Below are 21,673 nucleotides of genomic sequence, written 5' to 3' on the forward strand. Positions count from 1 at the left end.
GGTTTATTGCACCTCATCCACGGCTTTCAGCAGGTCGGCGCCCTGCGGAACATCTTTAACAAACATGTCGCGAACCTGAGTACCCAGTGCGTCGCTAAAGGCTTTGCGATCGAGATCGGTAATAACTTCAACGCCAGCCGCTTTCATGCCATCGATGATTTTTTGCTGATTTTCGGCGACCAGTTTGCGCTGGTAATTGCCCGCTTCTTGCGCGGATGAGATAAGCACTTGCTGGAACTCCGGGCTTAAGCCATCAAACTTCGCTTTGTTGATTACCACCAGAAGCGGTGAATAGGCGTGGTGTGTCAGAGAAAGATACTTCTGCACTTCATAAAATTTTGCCGACCAGACGACGTTGATCGGATGCTCCTGGGCGTCGATGGTGCGGGTTTCCAGCCCGGTATAGACTTCGGCAAACGGCATCGGGATCGGGTTAGCGCCAAAGACTTTGAATGCTGCGATATTCATCGGGCTATTGTTGGTGCGGATTTTCAGCCCTTTCAGGTCGGCAGGCGTTTTAACCGGTGCGCGCGAGTTGGTGACATCGCGCCAGCCGTTTTCCCAGTAGGCCAGTACTTTCAGTCCTTTACCTTCAAGGGAGGCTTTCAGGTCATCACCGACTTTACCATCAAGCGTTTTATGCGCATGGGCGGTGTCGCGGAACAGGAAAGGAACGTCGAGCAGGTTCATCACCGGCGACAACCCGGCGAAGTTATTCGAGCCGGACATCTCCATATCAATAGTGCCGCCGCGCACGCCGCTAATCATCGCCTGTGCGTTACCGAGAGTGCTGTCCGGGAACAGTTTTAATTTCAGTTCGCCTTTGGTTCTCTCCTGTAATAATTCATTGAATTTTTTCGCCGCAATATGTTGTGAATCGGTTTGTGAGGTTTCATAACCGAAACGTAATGATTGCGCCGCCAGTGAAAATGTACTGAATGCAGCCAGGCCAGCAATGAATAATGCGTAGGTTACAGAGCGTAATTTCATAATATTTTCCTTTTAATTAATCCATTTCGAAGGGAGGATGATGAGATCGGGAATAAAAATAAATGCGGCTAATAAAGAATATAAAACCAATACGTAAGGGAAAACGCCTCTGACTGCATCATCAAATTTTAATCTCGCCACACCTGAAATAACGTTAAGTACATTACCGATGGGGGGTGTAATTAAGCCGATTGAACAGTTGATGATAAACATGACACCGAAATAAATCGGATCAATGCCAGCCTCTTTAACTAAAGGCATTAATACCGGAGTGAGAATTAACACGGTTGGTGTTAAATCCATAACCATGCCGACGATCAAAATTGCCAGCATAATCACGATAAACAACAAACGTGGTGAATCGACCAACGGTTGCAGTAAATCAGAAACCATCATCGGCAGTTCAGCAATGGTAATCAGCCAGGCGGAAACTTGTGCCGAGGCCACCAGAAACATGACCACAGAGGTCGTTTTCGCCGCGCCAATTAGCACATGCCAAAGTGTGGCGAAGGTCATTTCACGGTAAATAACTGTGGCGACAAACAACGCATAGAAAGCAGCAACGGCCCCGGCTTCGGTAGGGGTAAACAGACCGGAGCGAAAACCCCCAATAATGATGACCGGAAGAAACAGCGCCCAGATACCGGAGACAAAAGAGTGCCAGATTTCCTGCATTGTCGCTTTTTGCTGGCGGGGTAAATTAAGACGACTGGCCTGCCACCACCAGGTGAGCATCAGCGTTGCGCCCATCATAATGCCTGGGGCAATTCCTGCCATAAACAGTTTGCTGATGGACAAACCACTGGAAACGCCAAAAATAATAAATGGAATTGAAGGTGGAATAATGGGAGCGATAATCCCGCCTGAGGCAATTAGCCCCGCGGCCCGGTTGACCGGGTAGTTGGCGCTGCGCATCATCGGCACTAATAGCGCGGCAACGGCGGCGGTATCCGCAACGGCAGAACCGGAAAGACTTGCCATAATCATTGCCGCCAGAACACCCACGTAGCCCAACCCGCCAGGTTTATGCCAAACCAGTTTCATCGGCAGGTCAACAATGCGTTTTGACAAGCCGCCCGCATTCATGATTTCACCCGCCAGCACAAAGAATGGTATCGCCAGCAGGGAGAAACTGTCGGCTCCGTTCACCAGCGTTTGTGCCATGATCTGGACATCAAACATCTCCAGCCAGAACATTAACGCTGCGCCACATAACAAAAGTGCCCAGGCAATAGGCAAACCGATAGCAATGCCACCCAACAGGCAGCCCAGAAAAATCAGCACAGCCATGATTAAGCTCCTTGCGGTGGTGGCGTAACAGAATCGCTGCGCGAGATGAGTTGATATAAATGACGCAGTTCAAAGAAAGCGATAACAAGGCTGGTGGGCAGGCAAGCGGCATACATCAGGCCGATGGGCAAACCGAGGATCGGTGAATAATCGCTCCAGTCCTGAATTGTTTTTAGCGTTGCGCCCCAAGCCAGTGCACCACAAATAAATAAGATTAAGGAATGGGTGACCAGAGCGACTCGTCGCTGCCATGCGGGAGAGAGTTTCTCTACCAGAAAGGTGACCTGAACGTGGGCGTTATCCATAAAAGCCACAATTGCGCCAATAAATGTTAACCAGACAAATAAATAACGCGATAATTCATCTACAGATAAAATACTTGTCTGAAAACCATATCTTAAAATAATATTTACAAACACAATACAGGAGAGCACGGCGAGATTAATCGCCAGTATTGCTTCAAGTATTTTCTTCATAGCTATTCCTTTAGGCTATACCCGTCATACTTCAGATTGCATGTGATGCGATTTGAAATATTTAGGGTATATATATTTAGCGCAATGACATTACCTTGTCGTTCTGGCGTAGAAGAGTCTTCGGTTAATCCAGCGCCGTTAATGCAACCTTAACCACAACTTTTCGTATCTCAGAGGCTGCTTCCAGAATACAACCTGGTCGATGAACATCCTGAGGGAAGAAAATAGCGTAACTGCCGGGCGTCATTTGAATAAATGATTCTTTTTCACAATGGTGATAAAAAATAATATCGCGCTGTTCTAATAGGGATTCGCTGACTTTATTATTTCCGGTATCAATAGCAATACCGATTTTCTCTTCGCCCCATGCCAGATATTGAATATCAATATAGCGACGATGTACTTCTGGGCGATTTTTCTCCACCTGGCGCGTCGTTAAGTCGATAATTTGCGCAAAAATATTCTTGCCGTCGATTTCGACAACGCCCGGTTCCAGGGCGTTGAAGTCGGTAGCGCGCAGAAAATCGAGCGCCTTTTCAATGGCAGCGGGTAAACGGCACGGATTAGGCTGCGTGATATGTCCAGATATCATGGTCTATCTCCTTATAACGCCTGAATTTTTGCCCACACGCTGTCATCAACGGTAATACCGTTACGGCGGTTTTCTGCCAGCAAAGTAGTAAATTCGTGTCCGGGTAAACGAATAGCCTGGTTTTCGTCAGCGCGTTCGGCGGTGGTAACGTAATCCATGATGCGTTGCAGCTTGGCGTCGCGGGTGGTGCCTTCGATCAGTTTATCCACTTCAATGGCGATAAAGATTTGCGAAATGCCGTATTCGTCGCTGTTATCCTCGGTGACTTCAGCAACCGATGCGCCATCAGAAAGGAGAGTGGCGATCATATCCAGCACAATCGACATGCCCGAACCTTTCCAGTAGCCCATCGGCAAAATGCGGCGATTTTTCTCGATAACGCCAGGTTCTTTGGTCAAATTGCCCTCATCATCAAAGCCACCATCTACCGGGAGCTGACGACCTGCCAGGCGGTTAACTTCTAACATGCCGTAGGAAAACATCGACATCGACATATCGACCATCGTAATGGGTGAGGAAGGAATGGCTACGATCAGCGGGTTAGTGCCGATGCGACACTCTTTTGCGCCCCACGGCGGCATCACGGCGATGGAGTTGGTCCAGCAAATGCCAATATAGCCTTTTTCCGCCGCCTGCCAGCCGTAGCTGCCGCCGCGCATCCAGTGATTGGCGTTACGTAACGCCACCAGGCCAATTCCGTGACTGGCAGCCAGTTCGATGGCGCGATCCATCATCTTTTTCGCCGTCAGGTTGCCGATTGAGCGCTGAGCGTCCCACTGCTCAATCGCACCGAGGCTGGTCACGCGTTTGGGTTGGGCGTCAGGAATGATATCGCCGTTATCCAGTTGTTGAATGAAACGGGGGAAACGATTTACACCGTGGGAATAAACGCCGGACTCGGTGGTGCGGGCGAACATTTCCGCGCAGGCATCGGCAGTTTCGCTGTCAACGCCACGTGAAATTAAGACCTGATTAAAGGCCGCTTTTAACTGCTCAAATGTCACTTTCATCCCTGGCTTCCTTGTTTTTTTGAACGCTTTTTTAGCTTAAAATTCCACTATGCGAAATTTGATTTCAAATATATCGATCGCTTTTTAACAAAGCAATCCGCGCCATGATTTTCAAAAATCATATAAATCAAAATGTTATAAATTATCTGTCGAGATCGTGAACTACGACACACTTTGCGCTACCATCAGGACGCGACAAAATGGGGAAAAAGCGATGGGAAAAAATGAGAACGAGATGGCACAGGAAAAAGATCGTCCAGCCGGAAGTCAGAGCCTGTTTCGTGGGTTGATGCTGATTGAGATTTTGAGTAACTATCCAAACGGTTGCCCACTGGCGCATCTCTCAGAACTGGCAGGTTTAAACAAAAGTACCGTCCATCGTTTATTGCAGGGATTACAGTCCTGTGGCTATGTGACCACCGCGCCTGCCGCAGGGAGTTACCGCCTGACCACCAAATTTATTGCCGTCGGTCAAAAGGCCTTGTCTTCGCTGAATATCATTCATATCGCAGCCCCGCATCTTGAGGCGCTCAACATCGCCACCGGCGAAACCATTAATTTCTCCAGTCGCGAAGATGATCACGCTATTTTGATTTATAAACTGGAACCCACCACGGGTATGCTGCGTACTCGCGCCTATATTGGTCAGCATATGCCGCTCTACTGTTCCGCAATGGGCAAGGTCTACATGGCGTTTGGTCACCCGGACTACGTGAAGTCGTACTGGGAAAGCCATCAGAATGAGATCCAGCCGTTAACCCGCAATACCATTACCGAGTTACCTGCGATGTTCGACGAACTGGCGCACATTCGTGAAAGCGGAGTAGCGATGGACAGAGAAGAAAATGAGCTCGGTGTCTCCTGTATTGCTGTTCCGGTATTTGATATTCATCGACGGGTGCCGTATGCCGTGTCGATTTCGCTTTCGACATCACGGTTGAAACAGGTAGGGGAGAAGAATCTTCTGAAACCACTGCGTGAAACCGCTCAGGCCATCTCTAATGAACTGGGATTTACTGTCAGAGACGACCAGAGTGCAATCACATAACGCTTTAGACAGGTGACAAAACTTTAACATTTCCTTCGTTGGATCAAAGCAGTAGAGGGGCGCTCTCTGGCACTCTGCTGTTTTAGTGCAAAGGAGTGATCATGAACCGGTTTATTATTGCGGATGCGACGAAATGTATCGGTTGCCGTACCTGTGAAGTGGCTTGCGCGGTGTCGCATCAGGAAAATCAGGATTGCTCTGCGTTGTCGCCGGGCGAGTTTATTTCGCGAATTCGAGTCATCAAAGACCATACCTGGACCACTGCAGTAGCCTGTCATCAGTGTGAAGATGCTCCGTGTGCGAATGTCTGCCCTGTGGAGGCGATTCGCCGCGAACATGGGCATATCTTTGTTGAACAATCACGTTGTATTGGCTGTAAAAGCTGTATGCTGGCTTGCCCGTTTGGTGCGATGGAGGTGGTTTCGGCGCGCAAAAAGGCGAGGGCGATTAAGTGCGATCTGTGCTGGCATCGGGCGACGGGACCGGCCTGTGTTGAAGCCTGCCCGACACAGGCGTTGCAATGTATGGATGTCGAGAAAATCCAGCGTCAGCGGCTACAGCAGCAGCCTGTTTGAAACGTTTTTCCGGCGTTATTCAACGCCGGAATTGTGCGCTTTGTTTATGCCGGATGCGGCGTAAACGCCTTATCCGACCTACAAATTCAATTGATTGCAGAAATTATGTAGGTCTGATAAGCGCAGCGCATCAGGCAATTTTTAATGGCTTTCAGCCCAGGCGCGTTCAATCTCTTCCGCCAGAATCTTCACACCCGCCTCAATTTTCTCCGGCTCTGGTACGTAGTTCATGCGCATACATTGATGTGTATGCGGCCACGGTTTATCCAGCCCTGGGAAGAAGTTGTGGCCCGGCACCATCAGCACGCCGCGCGCTTTCAGGCGCTGATAGAGCTGCTCGGTGGTAATCGGCAAATCCTTAAACCATAACCAGAGGAATATTGCCCCTTCGGGTTTATGAATCAGGCAGCGATCTTCCGGTAAATAGCGGCGAATGATAGCGATAGTCTCCTGAACACGCTGGTAATAGAACGGCTTGATGACCGTTTCTGACAGGCGCAGTAGATCGTTACGCTTAATCATTTCACACATTATCGCCGGACCAATGCCGCCAGGCGCGAGGCTGATAATGCCGTTCATATTGGTGATGGCGGTGATGATTTTTTCATTGGCGATGATAATGCCGCAGCGCGAACCTGGCAGACCCAGCTTGGAAAGGCTCATGCATAGCACGATATTCGGATTCCACAGCGGGCGCGCTTCGCTAAAGATGATGCCCGGGAACGGGACGCCATAGGCGTTATCAATCACCAGCGGGATCCCGTGCTGATTCGCCAGCGCATCCAGCTTCAGCAACTCTTCATCGGTTATCACATTACCTGTTGGGTTCGTCGGTCGCGAGACGCAAATCATCCCCGTCTCTTCGCCAATGCGCAGATGTTCGAAATCGACGTGATATTTAAACTGGCCCTCTGGCAGTAGTTCGATATTCGGACGCGTAGAGACAAACAGATCCTCTTCCAGCCCGGCATCCGCGTAGCCAATGTATTCCGGTGCCAACGGGAACAGCACTTTTTTGATCCGGCCATCGGCACGGCGTCCGGCAAACAGGTTAAATAAGTAGAAAAACGCGCTCTGGCTACCGTTTGTTAGTGCAATATTCTGTGGTTCGATATCCCAACCCAGCTTCTCGCGTAACATACCGGAAAGCAGAGACAGCAGCTCCGTTTTCCCCTGTGGCCCATCGTAATTGCACAGCGCATCAGTGGCTTTGCCACTTTCCAGCATGTCGGTTAGCAGCGTCTGGAAATAGTCCTGCATTTCCGGGATCTGCGCCGGATTGCCGCCGCCAAGCATAATCGCGCCGGGGGTGCGTAAACCGTCGTTCAGATCTTCCATCAGCAGCGTAATGCCGGAGTGGCGGGTAAATTTGTCACCAAAAAGGGAGAATGTCATAGCGGGATATCTGTCGAACTCTGTAGCAAGGAAGGTAACAATAACGCTACATTTGCCAGGGTGCAAATCACGCTGTTGACGGTGGATTGACACTTTATGCTGTGGTTTTCTGTTAGGATGGTATTTTAGTCTGGGTGGCTTCCCGACGTACTGCCGCACGGGAAGCCGGAAAAGTTACTGTTGCCCCGCCCAGACGACCATTACTTTATCGTCGCCGTGTTCACGGACAAATCCGTACCCCTGTTTCAGCGAAAGCGCCGTTTGTTTGCCTGCGCCAATGGCTGGATGCCGTGCGCGGAACTGACTGATGCGCTGCCAGTGCGCGACGCTGGCGGCAGATTTACCACTGATATCCTGCCAGTTCATATCAGAACGTGTGCCTTGTAGGGGATCAGAACCGGTGGGACCGAACGGACGTAAGGATTCATCACCGTAAAAGATTTGCACTGCACCTGGCGCGAGTAACAATAACTCTGCTGCTTTGTCGCCCCCTTCGCGGAACAAGCGGGTATCATGCGAGGAGAGATAGCTCAACACATTGAAATCTTGCAATTTCTCGGCCATTTGCTGCCAGGTGGTATCCATCTGCGCCAGGCAATCGACCGCTTTCGCCGCCTGTTCCTGATAATCAAAATTGATCATCGCGTCGAATCCGTGGCGGTAGTAGTCGCTTTGCATTACACCATGGCCCCAGGCCTCGCCGGTCATCCAGAAAGGTTTGTCATCTAATGCTTTCTCGGGGTTAGCTTTTTTCCATTCGCGAAGTGCGGCGCTGGCCTGAGTTTTCAGTTGCTGCCAGGCGGGCAACTCAACATGTTTGGCGGTATCGACCCGAAAACCATCAATACCGTAGTCGCGGACCCATTGGCTTAACCAGTGGGTTAAGTAATCGCGCGGCGTATAGCCGTCAATGGCTTTGGCGTGGGTATCCGGTTTGTTTTTATAGAATACCGGCAGACCAGAAGCGGTAGTTGATTCGGTTTTGATATCCGGCAAAAAGGCTAGCGACATGGTGAGATCGTCGAATCCAGGATTGTCGTAATCGCCGATATCGGTACGGATCCAATTTTTCCCCCACCATTTATCCCAGCCTGTTTTGTCGCTGAAATTAATGTAATCGTTAAAGCCATGCCAGGTTTGCCCGGCGGTAGGTTTCCAGTCGCTCCAGTGGTCGCCCAGCGTTTTTTTCAGCTCGTCACCAGAAAGATATAACGCGCCGAACTGAAACTCCTGCATATCCGCCAGCGTGGCATAGCCGGTGTGGTTCATCACCACATCAAAAATAATGCGGATACCGCGCTGGTGCGCGCTATCAACCAGCGTCCGTAGATCGGCTTCGTTGCCCATATTGGCATCAAGATTCGTCCAGTCCTGTGTGTAATATCCGTGGTAGGCATAATGTGGGAAATCGCCTTTTGTACCGCCGCCGACCCAGCCGTGAATTTGCTCAAATGGGGCGCTTATCCATAAAGCATTGACGCCCAGCTGCTGGAGATAATCCAGTTTGTTGGCCAGGCCGCGTAAATCACCGCCGTGGAAAGTGCCAATTTCCTCCATGCCGTCTTTATGACGTCCGTAGCTCTGGTCATTGCTGGGATCGCCGTTTTCGAAACGGTCTGTTAGTACAAAGTAAATCGTGGCGTTATGCCAGTTGAAAGGGGCGGATGTGGCGGTTTCTGCCCGTTCCAGCAGTAGCAAGCCGTTACTGGTGGCGGCAGGTTGTAACGTTATTTGGCCGTTCTTCACCGTCGCGATTTGCTGGCTGTAATAATCCCGGACTACCGTACCTTCCGGGAAAGTGCCGCTGACATTAAGCGTCAGTGGTTTTCCATCCCATCTGGGGCATTCACGTGCCAGGTTCGCTACCGGTTCGGTGGTGTTCTGGACCGAAATCATCAACGTTGGTGTGCCGGAGCGGGTATCTATTTGCAGCGTATATTCACCGTTCCTGAACAATCGCCACTGAGGGGGCGTGCTGTCGCAAGGTTTGAGAGAAAGCATCTGATTGAGTTTTATCGCATCCGCAGGCTGCCAGCATTGTTGGTTAAAATTTAGCGTCAGCGGTCGCGTACCTTTGGTCAGCTGGGCATGACTAACAAATGTTCCTGCACTTTGTTCAGCAAAGGTTGGAAATCCCTGAGATGTCCAGTTGGCGGCAATGGCAACACTGGGCAGGAGTATCAGAAAACAGGCGGCAAGTTTCATAACGGATGAGTCCTTGTTGCTGCGAATTTCACCAGTTTGCCAGTGATAATACTGGTAAAACTCCTCCCTGATGAGGATTGCGGCAGGATGAGACGAAAGGGGGAGTATTTCACCTGAGATTTAAGCTTATTTTTTGCGATAAACCCCACATTTTCTGCGATTTAGCGCCAATCTGAACGGTTAACACGTGACATAGTTTCAGATTTGGACTATTCCTTGGGGTGCTCTTGACAGCTATTTTTGATATGATTTGAGATTCAACTCTCAAATTTGTGAAAAATATAAGGTGTTGGAATGATTAAATCCGACCAGGAGAACTGATGATTTTGACTCCCATACGACGATATGGGGCGATGATTCTTATGTTACTCACTCTGATGTTTTCGAGTGAGGTGTTAGCGAAAACGCACACGACAACAGCGAGTCAAAAGTCCCACATAACCAAAGCTAGTAATAAACAGGTAAGCAGTAAACAAGAGTATTCTCGCAATAGTGCAAAGAGCAGTTCACTTCCTGATTTGCGAAAATACCCTTCCGGAACACCAAGGAAAAAAGCGTTTCTCCGGACTGTAATGCCTTACATTACCAGCCAAAATGCTGCCATTACGGCGGAACGTAACTGGCTGATTTCAAAACAGTACCAGGGCCAATGGTCGCCTGCAGAGCGTGCGCGTCTGAAAGACATCGCCAAACGCTATAAGGTGAAGTGGTCTGGTAATACACGAAAAATCCCGTGGAATACGCTGCTTGAACGCGTAGACATTATCCCGACCAGTATGGTGGCGACGATGGCTGCGGCAGAAAGTGGTTGGGGTACGTCGAAGCTGGCGCGTAACAACAACAACCTGTTTGGCATGAAGTGCATGAAAGGGCGTTGTACCAATGCACCGGGTAAAGTGAAAGGCTACTCACAGTTCAGTTCTGTCAAAGAATCGGTGAGCGCCTATGTCACTAACCTGAATACGCACCCGGCGTACGCTTCGTTCCGTAAATCACGTGCACAATTGCGTAAAGCTGATCAGGAAATCACCGCCACAGCGATGATTCACAAGCTGAAAGGTTATTCAACGAAGGGACAGAGTTATAACAACTACCTGTTCGCGATGTACCAGGATAACCAGCGGTTAATCGCTGCGCATATGTAATTGTATTCCCTCGAGCCTTATCCGACTTGTTGGTCGGATAAGGCTTTTGCTCGCATCAGGTGGTTGTGCTGCGTTACCTGATGCGACGCTGGCGCGTCTTATCATGCCTGGCGGCTTTTCTCCTCCTGCTACAGCAGGACCTCGCTGTTTACATCGCGATACTCTTTCGGCGTTGTGTCATATGCTTTTTTAAATACAGAGTAGAAATATTGCAACGATGGATAACCGCACATTTGCGATATCTCGTTTATTGATAAGGTTGTTGAAATTAGCAGGCTGCGCGCTTTCTCCAGCTTCTCGGCATGAATCATTGCGTGTATGGTTTCGCCCACCTCTTCTTTAAAACGCTTCTCAAGATTGGAGCGTGATATGCCGACAGCGTCCAGTACCTGATCCACTTTAATCCCTTTGCAGGCGTGATTGCGGATGTAATGCATGGCCTGAATAACAGCCGGGTCGGTCAACGAACGGTAATCCGTAGAACGTCGTTCAATGACGCGTACTGGCGGGACCAAAATCCGCTGCAACGGCATCGCTTCTTTATCTAACAACCGATGCAGAAGTTTTGCCGCCTGATAGCCCATTTGCCGTGCGCCCTGGGCAACCGAAGAAAGCGCGACGCGAGAAAGATAGCGGGTCAGCTCTTCGTTATCGATGCCAATTACGCATAATTTTTCCGGTACGGGAATATGCAGATGCTCGCAAACTTGCAGAATATGCCGCGCCCGGGCGTCAGTAACGGCAATAATCCCGGTTTGCGGTGGCAGCGTTTGCAACCAGTCGGCCAACCGGTTTTGCGCGTGCTGCCAGTTTTCTGGCGCAGTTTCCAGTCCCTGATAAACGACACCACGGTACTTTTCTTCGGCGACAAGCTGGCGAAAAGCATATTCGCGTTCGGCTGCCCATCTTTTGCCACTCGACTCCGGCAGACCATAAAAAGCAAAGCGGTTAACGCCTTTTTCTTTTAAATGCAAAAATGCGCTTTCAACCAGCGCATAGTTATCAGTGGCAATGTAATGTACGGGCGGATAGCTTTCTGCCAGGTGATACGAGCCGCCAACCCCGACAATGGGGACGTCGACATCAGCCAACGCTTGCTCGATTTGTTTATCGTCAAAGTCGGCAATAACGCCATCTCCTAACCAGTCCTTGATTTTATCAATGCGGGCGCGGAAATCTTCTTCAATGAAAATATCCCATTCCGATTGTGACGCCTGTAAATATTCCCCCACACCTTCTACAACTTGACGGTCATAGGCTTTATTAGCATTGAACAGTAATGTGATTCGGTGACGTTTAGTAAACATGGTTCTTTTCCTGCTGAATCATGCAAAAACTCAAAACCGGCAACACGTTACCGGTTTTGAGAAAATTTTTATCAAAATCAGGAACGGCGTTTGGTTGCGGAGTCCATCCATACTGCCAGCAACAGAATCGCACCTTTGACGATATACTGCCAGAAGGTCGGAACATCCATCATACTCATGCCGTTATCCAGCGAAGCCATGATGAATGCCCCCATCACAGCCCCCGCAACACTCCCTACGCCGCCAGCCAGACTGGTGCCGCCAATCACGCAGGCTGCAATGGCATCCAGTTCGGCGATATTACCGGCAGAAGGCGAGCCTGCACCAAGCCGTGAACTGAGGATTAACCCCGCGATGGCCACCATCAAACCGTTGATAGCAAACACGACAAGTTTGGTGCGTTCTACGTTAATCCCGGAGAGTCGCGCCGCTTCCAGATTGCCGCCAATAGCGTAAATGCGCCGCCCGAAAGCTGTCCTTGTTGCCATAAACATGCCGCCGAGTAACAGCAACGTCAGCAGCAGGACAGGAGTAGGAACGCCACGGTAATCATTCAGTAGCCAGATTGCGCCTAATACGATGATGGCGGTCAAAGCCTGGCGACCGACCACCGCTGTAGATGCCGGAGACTGTAAACCCAAAGCTTGTCGGCGCATTCTTCCACGCCATTGCCAGCCGACAAAAGCCATTAAGCCAAGCGCGCCAATAATGAAACCGGTGCTGGCGGGTAGATAACTCTGTCCAATTTGTGACATCGCGGCGCTGGTGGGGGAAACCGTCGTACCGTTAGTGATGCCAATGAGGATGCCGCGAAATGCCAACATGCCCGCCAGAGTGACAATAAATGAAGGCACTTTGCGGTACGCGACCCACCAACCATTCCATGCGCCGAGAAGCAGGCCCAGAACCAGCGTCACAATAATGGTGAGCGGCAGAGGCCAGCCTAACCAGACGTCGCAGATAGCGGCGACGCCGCCTAATAGCCCCATCATCGAGCCGACCGAGAGGTCGATTTCGGCAGAAATTATGACGAACACCATCCCTACCGCAAGGATGCCGGTAATCGCGGTCTGGCGCAGCAAGTTGGAGACGTTACGGGCGCTTAAATAGGCGCCGTCAGTAGTCCAGGTAAAGAACAGCATGATGGCGATGATTGCTGCAATCATCACGAAGACTTGTAAATTCAGTGACTTCAGCACAGAGAAGCCACCGGATGTCGGTACGGCTAATTTCACTTCAGACGGATTGCTTTTCGACATGATGTTCGCTCCTCAATGCGGCTTCCATCACCTGCTCCTGAGTCAGGTTATGATTTATCAGGTTGGCTTTTAGTTTTCCTTCATGCATAACCAGTACGCGATCGCTAAGACCAAGTACTTCAGGTAATTCAGAAGAGATGACAATGACGGCTATACCCTGCTGGACGAGTTGGTTAATTAATTTGTAGATCTCGTATTTCGCGCCAATATCGATACCCCTGGTAGGTTCATCAAGAATGAGAATGCGCGGGTTGAGTAACAGACAGCGTGCCAGGATCGCTTTTTGTTGATTGCCGCCGCTTAAACGTCCAATAGCAAGTTCCGGAGACGACGTTTTCACTTTGAGTCGCTGGATTGATTCCAGAATACATTTTTGCTCTGCGGCATCATCAAGCTGGCTAATACCCCCGGTAAATTTACTGAGTGCGGCGAGGGTAATATTTTTACCAACTGCCATTACCGGAACGATGCCATCACGCTTTCTATCTTCTGGCACCATTGCAATACCCTGGGCGATGGCGTGCTGGCAATTACGAATATCCACTTGTTTGCCATCAATATAGATTTTCCCTTCCCATTGTCCGGGCCAAACGCCAAAAAGGCATTGAATAGTTTCGGTGCGACCAGCGCCGACCAGTCCAGCAATCCCCAGTATTTCGCCACGTTTCAGGGAAAACGAGACATCGTTAACCCGTTTAATATGACGATTAACCGGATGCCATGCCGTCAGATGTTCTATGCGTAATATTTCATCGCCAGTGGTATGTGGTTCGTTTGGGTACAGTGCCGTTAATTCTCGCCCAACCATCATGGTGATAATATCGTCTTCGCTCATTCCGGCTGCATCACGCGTACCTATGTGCTGACCGTCGCGAATAACACAAATTGTGTCGGAAATCGCTTTGACTTCGTTGAGCTTGTGAGAAATATAGATACATGCGATGCCGTGTTGTTGCAGATCGCGAATAATATCCAGTAAAACTGTGGTTTCCAGCTCAGTTAATGTGGCTGTTGGTTCATCGAGAATTAATAAACGCACCTGTTTATTTAGTGCCTTGGCAATTTCAACGAGTTGTTGTTGCCCAAGCCCTAAATCACCCACGCGGGTATCTGGTGAAATGGATAAGCTGACTTGCGCTAACAGTTTCTGACAGCGTAGCGTCATCAGGTCATAATCCATGACCCCATTGCGGGTTATCTCATTGCCAAGAAAGATATTTTCCAGCACGGTCAACTCTTTCACCAATGCTAATTCCTGGTGAATGATGGCAATACCTTTGCGTTCGGTATCGCGGATGTGACTTGCCTGTATTACTTCACCAGCAAAAGTAATTTCGCCTTCGTAACTGCCAAAGGGATAAATTCCGCATAGCACTTTCATTAATGTTGATTTACCAGAACCGTTCTCACCGCAAAGTGAGACGATCTCACCAGCATTTAGCCGTAAACTGACGTTATCTATCGCCTTTACGCTGCCGAAAGTTTTGGTAATGCTCTTCATTTCAAGTAGATAAGACATAACGACTCCACCTAAGCCAATCAGTTCATGCGGCATGGAGAGAAATCACGTCCCCGTTGTCGACAGGGACGTAACGCTTAAAGCTCGCTCTCCTTGTGGAAACCGTCTTTAATCACCGTGTCTTTGATGTTGTTTTTATTCACATCAATAGGTGTCAGCAGGCGGGATGGCACATCTTTCAGCCCATTATTCAGCGTGGTATCTGCTTTAGGTTGTTGATCGTTACCCAGTTCAACGGCAATTTCCGCGGCAGTATTTGCCAGAAGAGTAATCGGTTTATACACCGTCATGGTTTGCGTACCCGCAGCAATACGTTTAATGCCGGCGAGATCCGCATCCTGACCGGAAATGGCGACTTTCCCTGACAAACCTTGCGCGCTTAATGCCTGAATAGCCCCGCCAGCAGTAGCATCGTTAGAAGCAACAACAGCGTCAATTTTGTTATTGTTGGCGGTCAACGCGTTTTCCATAATTTTCAGCGCGTTTTCTGGTAACCAGCCATCAACCCATTGGTCGCCTACGACTTTAATTTTCCCGGAGTCGACGTAAGGTTTTAATACTTTCATTTGCCCGGCGCGGAAAAGCTTAGCGTTGTTATCCACCGGAGAGCCGCCCATCAGGAAATAATTTCCTTGCGGGACGATATCGACCAGCGCTTTTGCTTGTAGTTCGCCCACTTTTTCGTTATCGAAAGAAATATAAAAGTCGATATCAGCATCATTAATCATGCGGTCGTAAGCTAATACTTTAATGCCTTCTTGTTTTGCTTCTTTTACAACGTTGCTTAATACCTGTCCGTTATACGGAATAATGACAAGAACATCGACTCCCCGGTTAATCATGTTTTCAATCTGCGACATTTGAGTTTCTTCGTTGCCATTTGCAGACTGCACAAATACTTTTGCGCCGAGAGATTCAGCTTTTTTCACGAAAATATCCCGGTCTTTCTGCCAGCGCTCAAGACGGAGATCATCAATAGCCATACCAATTTTGACTTCTTTAGCATGTGCCGCAACGTTGGTTAGCAGAAGTGAGGTGCACAGGGTGAGTAAAATGTTCTTTATTTTCATGGTTCAGAGGCCTTCTTTTGTTAGAGGGTAGCTTTAAAAAGTAACAATCACCGCGTTAAACGTGACCAATTTTTAGCAACTAAATGGGGGAAAACAATTACAGATTTTTATCTTTCGATTACGATTTTTCGTTTATTTCTTGATTTATGACCGAGATCTTATTTTTGTTGGTTAATCGAATTTGTTGCATTTTTCTCTTCGAGTAATTACCCAATTTCATCATTCCATTTTATTTTGCGAGCGAGCGCACACTTGTGAATTATCTCAATAGCAGTGTGAAATAACATAATTGAGCAACTTAAAGGGAGTGCCCAATATTACGACATCATCCATTACCCGCGGCATTACCTGATTATGGAGTTCATTATGCAAGCTTATTTTGACCAGCTCGATCGCGTTCGTTATGAAGGCCCGAAATCCTCTAACCCGTTAGCATTCCGTCATTACAACCCCGACGAATTGGTGTTGGGTAAGCGTATGGAAGACCATTTGCGTTTTGCTGCTTGCTACTGGCACACCTTCTGCTGGAACGGGGCGGATATGTTTGGCGTAGGCGCGTTTAACCGTCCCTGGCAGCAACCTGGCGAGGCGCTGGCATTGGCGAAGCGTAAAGCAGATGTCGCATTTGAGTTTTTCCACAAATTACATGTGCCTTTTTATTGCTTCCACGATGTGGACGTTTCCCCGGAAGGCGCATCGTTAAAAGAGTACATCAATAACTTTGCGCAAATGGTCGATGTGCTGGCAGGTAAACAAGAAGAGAGCGGCGTGAAACTGCTGTGGGGAACCGCTAACTGCTTTACTAACCCACGTTATGGTGCGGGCGCAGCTACGAATCCCGACCCGGAAGTTTTCAGCTGGGCAGCAACACAAGTCGTTACGGCGATGGAAGCGACGCATAAACTGGGTGGTGAAAACTATGTATTGTGGGGCGGTCGCGAAGGTTACGAAACGCTGCTGAATACCGATTTGCGTCAGGAGCGTGAACAGATTGGCCGCTTTATGCAGATGGTGGTTGAGCATAAACATAAAATCGGTTTCCAGGGTACCCTGCTTATCGAACCGAAACCGCAAGAGCCGACCAAACATCAATATGATTACGATGCCGCGACGGTCTACGGCTTCCTGAAGCAGTTTGGCCTGGAAAAAGAGATTAAACTGAATATTGAAGCAAACCATGCAACGTTGGCGGGTCACTCTTTCCACCATGAAATTGCCACCGCCATTGCGCTTGGTCTGTTCGGTTCTGTCGATGCTAACCGTGGTGACGCGCAGTTGGGCTGGGATACCGACCAGTTCCCGAACAGCGTGGAAGAAAATGCGCTGGTGATGTATGAAATTCTCAAAGCGGGCGGTTTTACCACCGGTGGTTTGAATTTCGATGCCAAAGTACGTCGTCAGAGCACCGATAAATATGACCTGTTCTACGGTCATATTGGCGCGATGGATACGATGGCACTGGCGCTGAAAATTGCAGCACGCATGATTGAAGACGGTGAGCTGGATAAACGCGTAGCGCAACGTTATTCCGGCTGGAATAGCGAACTGGGCCAGCAAATTCTGAAAGGCCAAATGTCACTGGCGGATTTAGCAAAATATGCCCAGGAACATAATCTTGCACCGGTGCATCAGAGTGGTCGCCAGGAGCAGTTAGAAAATCTGGTAAACCATTATCTGTTCGACAAATAACGGCTAACTGTGCAGTCCGTTGGCCCGGTTATCGGTAGCGATACCGGGCATTTTTTAAGGAACGATCGCTATGTATATCGGGATAGATCTTGGCACATCGGGCGTGAAAGTCATTCTGCTCAACGAACAGGGTGAGGTAATTGCTTCACAAACAGAAAAACTAACCGTTTCGCGCCCACATCCCCTCTGGTCGGAACAAGACCCGGAACAGTGGTGGCAGGCAACTGATCGTGCAGTGAGAACGCTTGCGCGACAATATTCTTTGCAAGAGGTTAAGGCGTTAGGTATTGCCGGACAGATGCACGGAGCAACGTTACTTGATGCTCGGCAGCAGGTATTACGTCCAGCGATTTTGTGGAATGACGGGCGCTGTGCGCAAGAGTGCGCTTTGCTTGAAGCACGAGTCCCGGATTCGCGTGCTATAACCGGCAACCTGATGATGCCCGGATTTACCGCGCCTAAGCTGCTGTGGGTGCAACGCCATGAGCCAGATATATTCCGTCAGGTAGACAAAGTTTTATTGCCAAAAGATTATTTGCGTCTGCGTATGACCGGAGAGTTTGCCAGTGATATGTCTGATGCGGCAGGCACCATGTGGCTGGATGTCGCGAAGCGTGACTGGAGTGATGTCATGCTGCAAGCTTGCCAGCTGTCCCGTGACCAGATGCCAGCATTATACGAAGGCAGTGAAGTTACCGGGACTTTGCTACCCGAGGTGGCAAAAGCATGGGGAATGGCGGCAGCGCCCGTTGTCGCGGGCGGCGGCGATAATGCGGCTGGCGCGGTTGGTGTGGGTATGGTTGATGCCAACCAGGCAATGCTGTCGCTGGGAACTTCTGGTGTTTATTTTGCGGTGAGCGAAGGGTTCTTAAGCAAGCCGGAAAGCGCCGTACACAGCTTTTGCCATGCATTACCACAGCGTTGGCATTTAATGTCGGTGATGTTGAGTGCGGCATCGTGTCTGGATTGGGCCGCGAAATTAACCGGCCTGAGCAATGTTCCAGCCTTAATTACAGCTGCGCAACAGGCAGATGAAAGTGCCGAGCCAATCTGGTTTTTGCCTTATCTTTCCGGCGAGCGTACCCCGCACAATAATCCACAGGCGAAGGGGGTTTTCTTTGGCCTGACCCATCAACACGGCCCTAATGAACTGGCGCGAGCGGTGCTGGAAGGCGTGGGTTATGCGCTGGCCGATGGCATGGATGTCGTGCACGCCTGCGGTATTAAACCGCAAAGTATTACCCTGATTGGTGGTGGAGCGCGTAGTGAGTACTGGCGTCAGATGCTGGCGGATATCAGCGGTCAGCAGTTGGATTACCGCACGGGTGGTGATGTAGGACCTGCACTGGGCGCAGCAAGGTTGGCGCAGATTGCGGTGAATCCAGATAAATCACTCAGTGAATTGTTGCCGCAACTGCCGTTAGAGCAGTCGCATATGCCGAACGCGCAGCATCATGCCGCTTATCAGCCACGACGCGAAACATTCCGTCGTCTCTACCAGCAACTTCTGCCACTAATGGCGTAAACTTATCCCCTGCCTGACCGGGCAGGGATAATTCCTGTCTATATAAATTATCAATTCATTAGTATTCAATATGAATTTATTCTGAAAATCATTTGTTAATGGTATTTTTCAGTTTTGTCTTTCGTTGGTTAATCGTAATGTATCGCTGGTAGATACGGAGATCATTATGAAAACCTCAAAGACTGTGGCAAAACTATTATTCGTTGTCGGGGCGTTGGTTTATCTGGTTGGGCTATGGATCTCATGCCCATTGTTAAGCGGCAAAGGCTATTTTCTCGGTGTGTTAATGACGGGAACGTTTGGCAATTATGCTTATCTTCGTGCTGAAAAACTCGGGCAACTGGATGACATGTTTATTCGCATCTGCCAGTTAGTTGCGTTAATCACTATCGGTCTGTTGTTTATCGGTGTTTTAAATGCACCTATCAATGCTTATGAAATGGTGATCTACCCCATCGCCTTTTTTGTCTGCTTGTTTGGTCAAATGCGTTTGTTTCGCTCGGCATGAGCAACATAAAGCTCTTACACATTCAGGAATGAAAGGAATACTGTGATGGAAAACAAAATATCAACCTATTCTCCAGCATTTAGCATTGTGTCATGGATAGCGCTTGGCGGCGGTATTGTTACCTATTTATTAGGGCTATGGAATGCGGAAATGCAGTTAAATGAAAAAGGATATTACTTTGCTGTTCTGGTGCTAGGACTATTTTCAGCCGCATCTTATCAAAAAACTGTGCGGGACAAATATGAAGGCATCCCCACTACATCCATTTATTATATGACCTGCCTGGTTGTCTTTATCATTTCTGTTGCATTACTGATAGTTGGTCTGTGGAATGCAACATTATTACTCAGCGAAAAAGGGTTTTATGGTCTGGCCTTCTTTTTAAGTTTGTTTGGTGCAGTAGCAGTGCAGAAGAATATTCGTGATGCTGGAGTTAATCCAACAAAAGAAACTGTGGTTGTTCAGGAAGAATATAGCGAATAATCCTTGTAAGCCCGGTCAATGTGACCGGGCTTTTGCTCAACTTACGAATCTGTTGCGGTCGATTCGTTGCACCAGCACAGAAAGTAATAAGCTTGTGGCCAGCGTGGCGCAGAAGATCCAGATAATATCCAGTATTGGCCAGTTTTTAAGCTCAATCCCCCGGGTACGCAGCGCATGGATAATCAATGCGTGGAACCCGTATATACCTAAAGAATGGCGTGATATCAGCCCAAGCCCGGGAACAGTGCGTGTATCCAGCGTATTTTTTACCAGCGTCAGTAACGCGATTGCACAGATAAAAACCATCGGTCCGCAATAGAGATACCAGGTATCGGCAAAATTTCCTCGCCACTGTAATTCATATAATGTCCCGCGAGAGATAATAAATACCCCCGCAACAAACAGCGTGGCGCTCACCCACGACAGTGATTTATGTTGCGTATCCATCATGCCAATGGCGCGGCCCAACATGCCATACAGGATGTAGTAAAAAGTATCGCCATTGATATATAAGTTAATCGGTAGCCATTCGAAGCTGTCGATCTTCTTTGGCACTGTGTTTGGGTTAGCGATGATGCCAATCACCACCATTAGTACCAGCAACATTTTACCGCTAACGTTTTTCACCTGAACCAGCGGCGAAACCAGATAAATCACCGCAATCGCGAAGAAAAACCATAAGTGATAAAACACAGGCTTTTGTAGCAGGTTTTTCAGCGCTAACTCCACATTGATAGCGGTAAAAAGCGCAATGTAGATCAACGCGATGACACTATAAAACAGCAGGCATAAGCCAATACGCAAAAAATGACGCGGCTGGGCACTACGTTCGCCAAAAAAGAGATAGCCGGAAATCATGAAAAATAGCGGCACGCTGACACGGGAGGCAGAATTTAGAACATTCGCGATATCCCAGGTTACGGGGCTAACGCTATGGGCGTTGGTTACATACCAGGTGGTAGTATGAATCATCACCACCATTAAACAGGCTATCCCTCGCAGGTTATCAATCCAATAAATTTTGGGCTGCATCTGTGTCTCTGTAACTGGTTAAAAAAAGGTCTGACCGATAAATCATTCAGCTGGTGCACTGGAATAATCCGAGTTTTATCTCTACAGCTTATAGAGGCTTGAGGAAATTCGTTAGATTCAGCCACTATACCGATATTAATAATAAGACTCACCTGCAAATAAGACGGTAATTTAATGATGATGAACTCTTTCTTTCCAGCAATGGCACTTATTGTGTTAGTGGGATGCTCGACACCGCCACCCGAGCAGAAAGCACAGCGGGTAAAGGTTGAGCCGCTGCGTTCATTGAATATGGAAGCATTGTGCAAGGGTCAGGCAGCAAAACGTTATAACACCGGCGAGCAAAAAATCGACGTCACCGCCTTTGAACAGTTCCAGGGAAGCTACGAAATGCGTGGTTATACCTTCCGGAAAGAGCAGTTTGTCTGTTCTTTTGACGCAGATGGCCATTTTTTGCATCTTTCCATGCGTTAAGCCCTGCTTTTTCCCGTTTCGTACTGTATATCTTCCATCCAGCGGGTATACTGATCCCTTCCTTTAAATCCACACGTATCC

General features: G+C 48.8%; 20 protein-coding genes. 8 read left to right on the forward strand and 12 right to left on the reverse strand.

Annotated elements, in window-relative coordinates:
* Window positions 1–3 precede the first annotated feature (3 nt).
* The 5 genes from yiaO to yiaK all read right to left on the reverse strand — a co-directional run bounded on the left by yiaO (window position 4) and on the right by yiaK (window position 4,358).
* Window positions 4–990 carry a 2,3-diketo-L-gulonate TRAP transporter substrate-binding protein YiaO gene (gene yiaO / locus D9734_RS20180; protein WP_130210014.1) on the reverse strand — a complete coding sequence of 329 codons (987 nt, stop codon included), beginning with the start codon at window positions 988–990 and terminating at the stop codon, window positions 4–6.
* A 12-nt stretch (window positions 991–1,002) separates the two neighbouring features.
* The gene (gene yiaN, locus D9734_RS20185) at window positions 1,003–2,280 is read right to left on the reverse strand and encodes a 2,3-diketo-L-gulonate TRAP transporter large permease YiaN (protein ID WP_130210016.1); all 1,278 of its coding nucleotides are present in this window, start codon (window positions 2,278–2,280) and stop codon (window positions 1,003–1,005) included.
* Window positions 2,281–2,282: 2 nt separating this feature from the next.
* Window positions 2,283–2,756, reverse strand: a complete 474-nt coding sequence (gene yiaM, locus D9734_RS20190) for a 2,3-diketo-L-gulonate TRAP transporter small permease YiaM (protein ID WP_130210018.1) — start codon at window positions 2,754–2,756, stop codon at window positions 2,283–2,285.
* A gap of 124 nt (window positions 2,757–2,880) precedes the next feature.
* A complete protein-coding gene (locus D9734_RS20195) occupies window positions 2,881–3,348 on the reverse strand; it encodes a YhcH/YjgK/YiaL family protein (protein WP_130210020.1) in 468 nt (155 codons plus the stop codon).
* 11 nt (window positions 3,349–3,359) lie between these two features.
* Window positions 3,360–4,358 (reverse strand): 3-dehydro-L-gulonate 2-dehydrogenase, encoded by a 999-nt coding sequence (gene yiaK, locus D9734_RS20200; RefSeq protein ID WP_130210022.1) that lies wholly within the window; start codon window positions 4,356–4,358, stop codon window positions 3,360–3,362.
* A gap of 214 nt (window positions 4,359–4,572) precedes the next feature.
* Here yiaK and yiaJ point away from each other — a divergent pair, with 214 nt between their 5' ends.
* Together yiaJ and D9734_RS20210 are read left to right on the forward strand one after the other, a co-directional pair.
* Window positions 4,573–5,406: an IclR family transcriptional regulator YiaJ gene (yiaJ, locus tag D9734_RS20205; RefSeq protein WP_130210024.1), complete on the forward strand. Its 834-nt coding sequence runs from the start codon at window positions 4,573–4,575 to the stop codon at window positions 5,404–5,406.
* 101 nt (window positions 5,407–5,507) lie between these two features.
* Window positions 5,508–5,981 (forward strand): 4Fe-4S binding protein, encoded by a 474-nt coding sequence (locus D9734_RS20210; protein WP_130210026.1) that lies wholly within the window; start codon window positions 5,508–5,510, stop codon window positions 5,979–5,981.
* 141 nt (window positions 5,982–6,122) lie between these two features.
* Here D9734_RS20210 and avtA read toward each other — a convergent pair whose 3' ends face one another.
* Both avtA and malS read right to left on the reverse strand, forming a co-directional pair.
* A complete protein-coding gene (avtA, locus tag D9734_RS20215; protein WP_130210028.1) occupies window positions 6,123–7,376 on the reverse strand; it encodes a valine--pyruvate transaminase in 1,254 nt (417 codons plus the stop codon).
* A 174-nt stretch (window positions 7,377–7,550) separates the two neighbouring features.
* Window positions 7,551–9,581, reverse strand: coding sequence for an alpha-amylase (gene malS / locus D9734_RS20220; protein WP_130210030.1), 2,031 nt, complete (start codon window positions 9,579–9,581; stop codon window positions 7,551–7,553).
* Window positions 9,582–9,901: 320 nt separating this feature from the next.
* On the opposite strand from malS, the gene D9734_RS20225 reads away from it, so the two are divergent.
* Entirely contained in the window at window positions 9,902–10,726 is an 825-nt protein-coding gene (locus D9734_RS20225; protein ID WP_130210032.1) for a protein bax, read from the forward strand.
* A 128-nt stretch (window positions 10,727–10,854) separates the two neighbouring features.
* Here D9734_RS20225 and xylR read toward each other — a convergent pair whose 3' ends face one another.
* The 4 genes from xylR to xylF form a co-directional block, all read right to left on the reverse strand.
* On the reverse strand, window positions 10,855–12,033 hold the full coding sequence (gene xylR, locus D9734_RS20230; protein WP_130210034.1) for a D-xylose utilization transcriptional activator XylR: 1,179 nt from the start codon (window positions 12,031–12,033) through the stop codon (window positions 10,855–10,857).
* A gap of 77 nt (window positions 12,034–12,110) precedes the next feature.
* Entirely contained in the window at window positions 12,111–13,292 is a 1,182-nt protein-coding gene (xylH, locus tag D9734_RS20235) for a xylose ABC transporter permease XylH (RefSeq protein WP_130210036.1), read from the reverse strand.
* Window positions 13,270–14,811 (reverse strand): D-xylose ABC transporter ATP-binding protein, encoded by a 1,542-nt coding sequence (xylG, locus tag D9734_RS20240; RefSeq protein ID WP_130210038.1) that lies wholly within the window; start codon window positions 14,809–14,811, stop codon window positions 13,270–13,272. The genes xylH and xylG overlap by 23 nt, the downstream gene beginning before the upstream one ends.
* A 77-nt stretch (window positions 14,812–14,888) precedes the next feature.
* Window positions 14,889–15,881 (reverse strand): D-xylose ABC transporter substrate-binding protein, encoded by a 993-nt coding sequence (gene xylF, locus D9734_RS20245; protein WP_130210040.1) that lies wholly within the window; start codon window positions 15,879–15,881, stop codon window positions 14,889–14,891.
* A gap of 366 nt (window positions 15,882–16,247) precedes the next feature.
* On the opposite strand from xylF, the gene xylA reads away from it, so the two are divergent.
* From xylA to yiaA, 4 genes are all read left to right on the forward strand, one after another.
* The gene (gene xylA, locus D9734_RS20250) at window positions 16,248–17,570 is read left to right on the forward strand and encodes a xylose isomerase (RefSeq protein WP_064527882.1); all 1,323 of its coding nucleotides are present in this window, start codon (window positions 16,248–16,250) and stop codon (window positions 17,568–17,570) included.
* A 70-nt stretch (window positions 17,571–17,640) separates the two neighbouring features.
* A complete protein-coding gene (gene xylB / locus D9734_RS20255) occupies window positions 17,641–19,095 on the forward strand; it encodes a xylulokinase (protein WP_130210042.1) in 1,455 nt (484 codons plus the stop codon).
* Between the two features lie 166 nt (window positions 19,096–19,261).
* Window positions 19,262–19,603: an inner membrane protein YiaB gene (gene yiaB / locus D9734_RS20260; RefSeq protein ID WP_130210044.1), complete on the forward strand. Its 342-nt coding sequence runs from the start codon at window positions 19,262–19,264 to the stop codon at window positions 19,601–19,603.
* 45 nt (window positions 19,604–19,648) lie between these two features.
* On the forward strand, window positions 19,649–20,086 hold the full coding sequence (yiaA, locus tag D9734_RS20265; protein ID WP_130210046.1) for an inner membrane protein YiaA: 438 nt from the start codon (window positions 19,649–19,651) through the stop codon (window positions 20,084–20,086).
* Window positions 20,087–20,122: 36 nt separating this feature from the next.
* On the opposite strand, the gene wecH is transcribed toward yiaA, so the two are convergent.
* Complete coding sequence (gene wecH, locus D9734_RS20270) at window positions 20,123–21,118, reverse strand: O-acetyltransferase WecH (RefSeq protein ID WP_130210048.1); 996 nt, start codon at window positions 21,116–21,118, stop codon at window positions 20,123–20,125.
* A gap of 174 nt (window positions 21,119–21,292) precedes the next feature.
* On the opposite strand from wecH, the gene D9734_RS20275 reads away from it, so the two are divergent.
* Window positions 21,293–21,592: a YsaB family lipoprotein gene (locus tag D9734_RS20275; RefSeq protein ID WP_130210050.1), complete on the forward strand. Its 300-nt coding sequence runs from the start codon at window positions 21,293–21,295 to the stop codon at window positions 21,590–21,592.
* The last annotated feature ends 81 nt before the right edge of the window (window positions 21,593–21,673 follow it).

The sequence above is a fragment of the Escherichia sp. E14S1 genome, assembly GCF_004211995.1.
GTDB lineage: Bacteria > Pseudomonadota > Gammaproteobacteria > Enterobacterales > Enterobacteriaceae > Escherichia.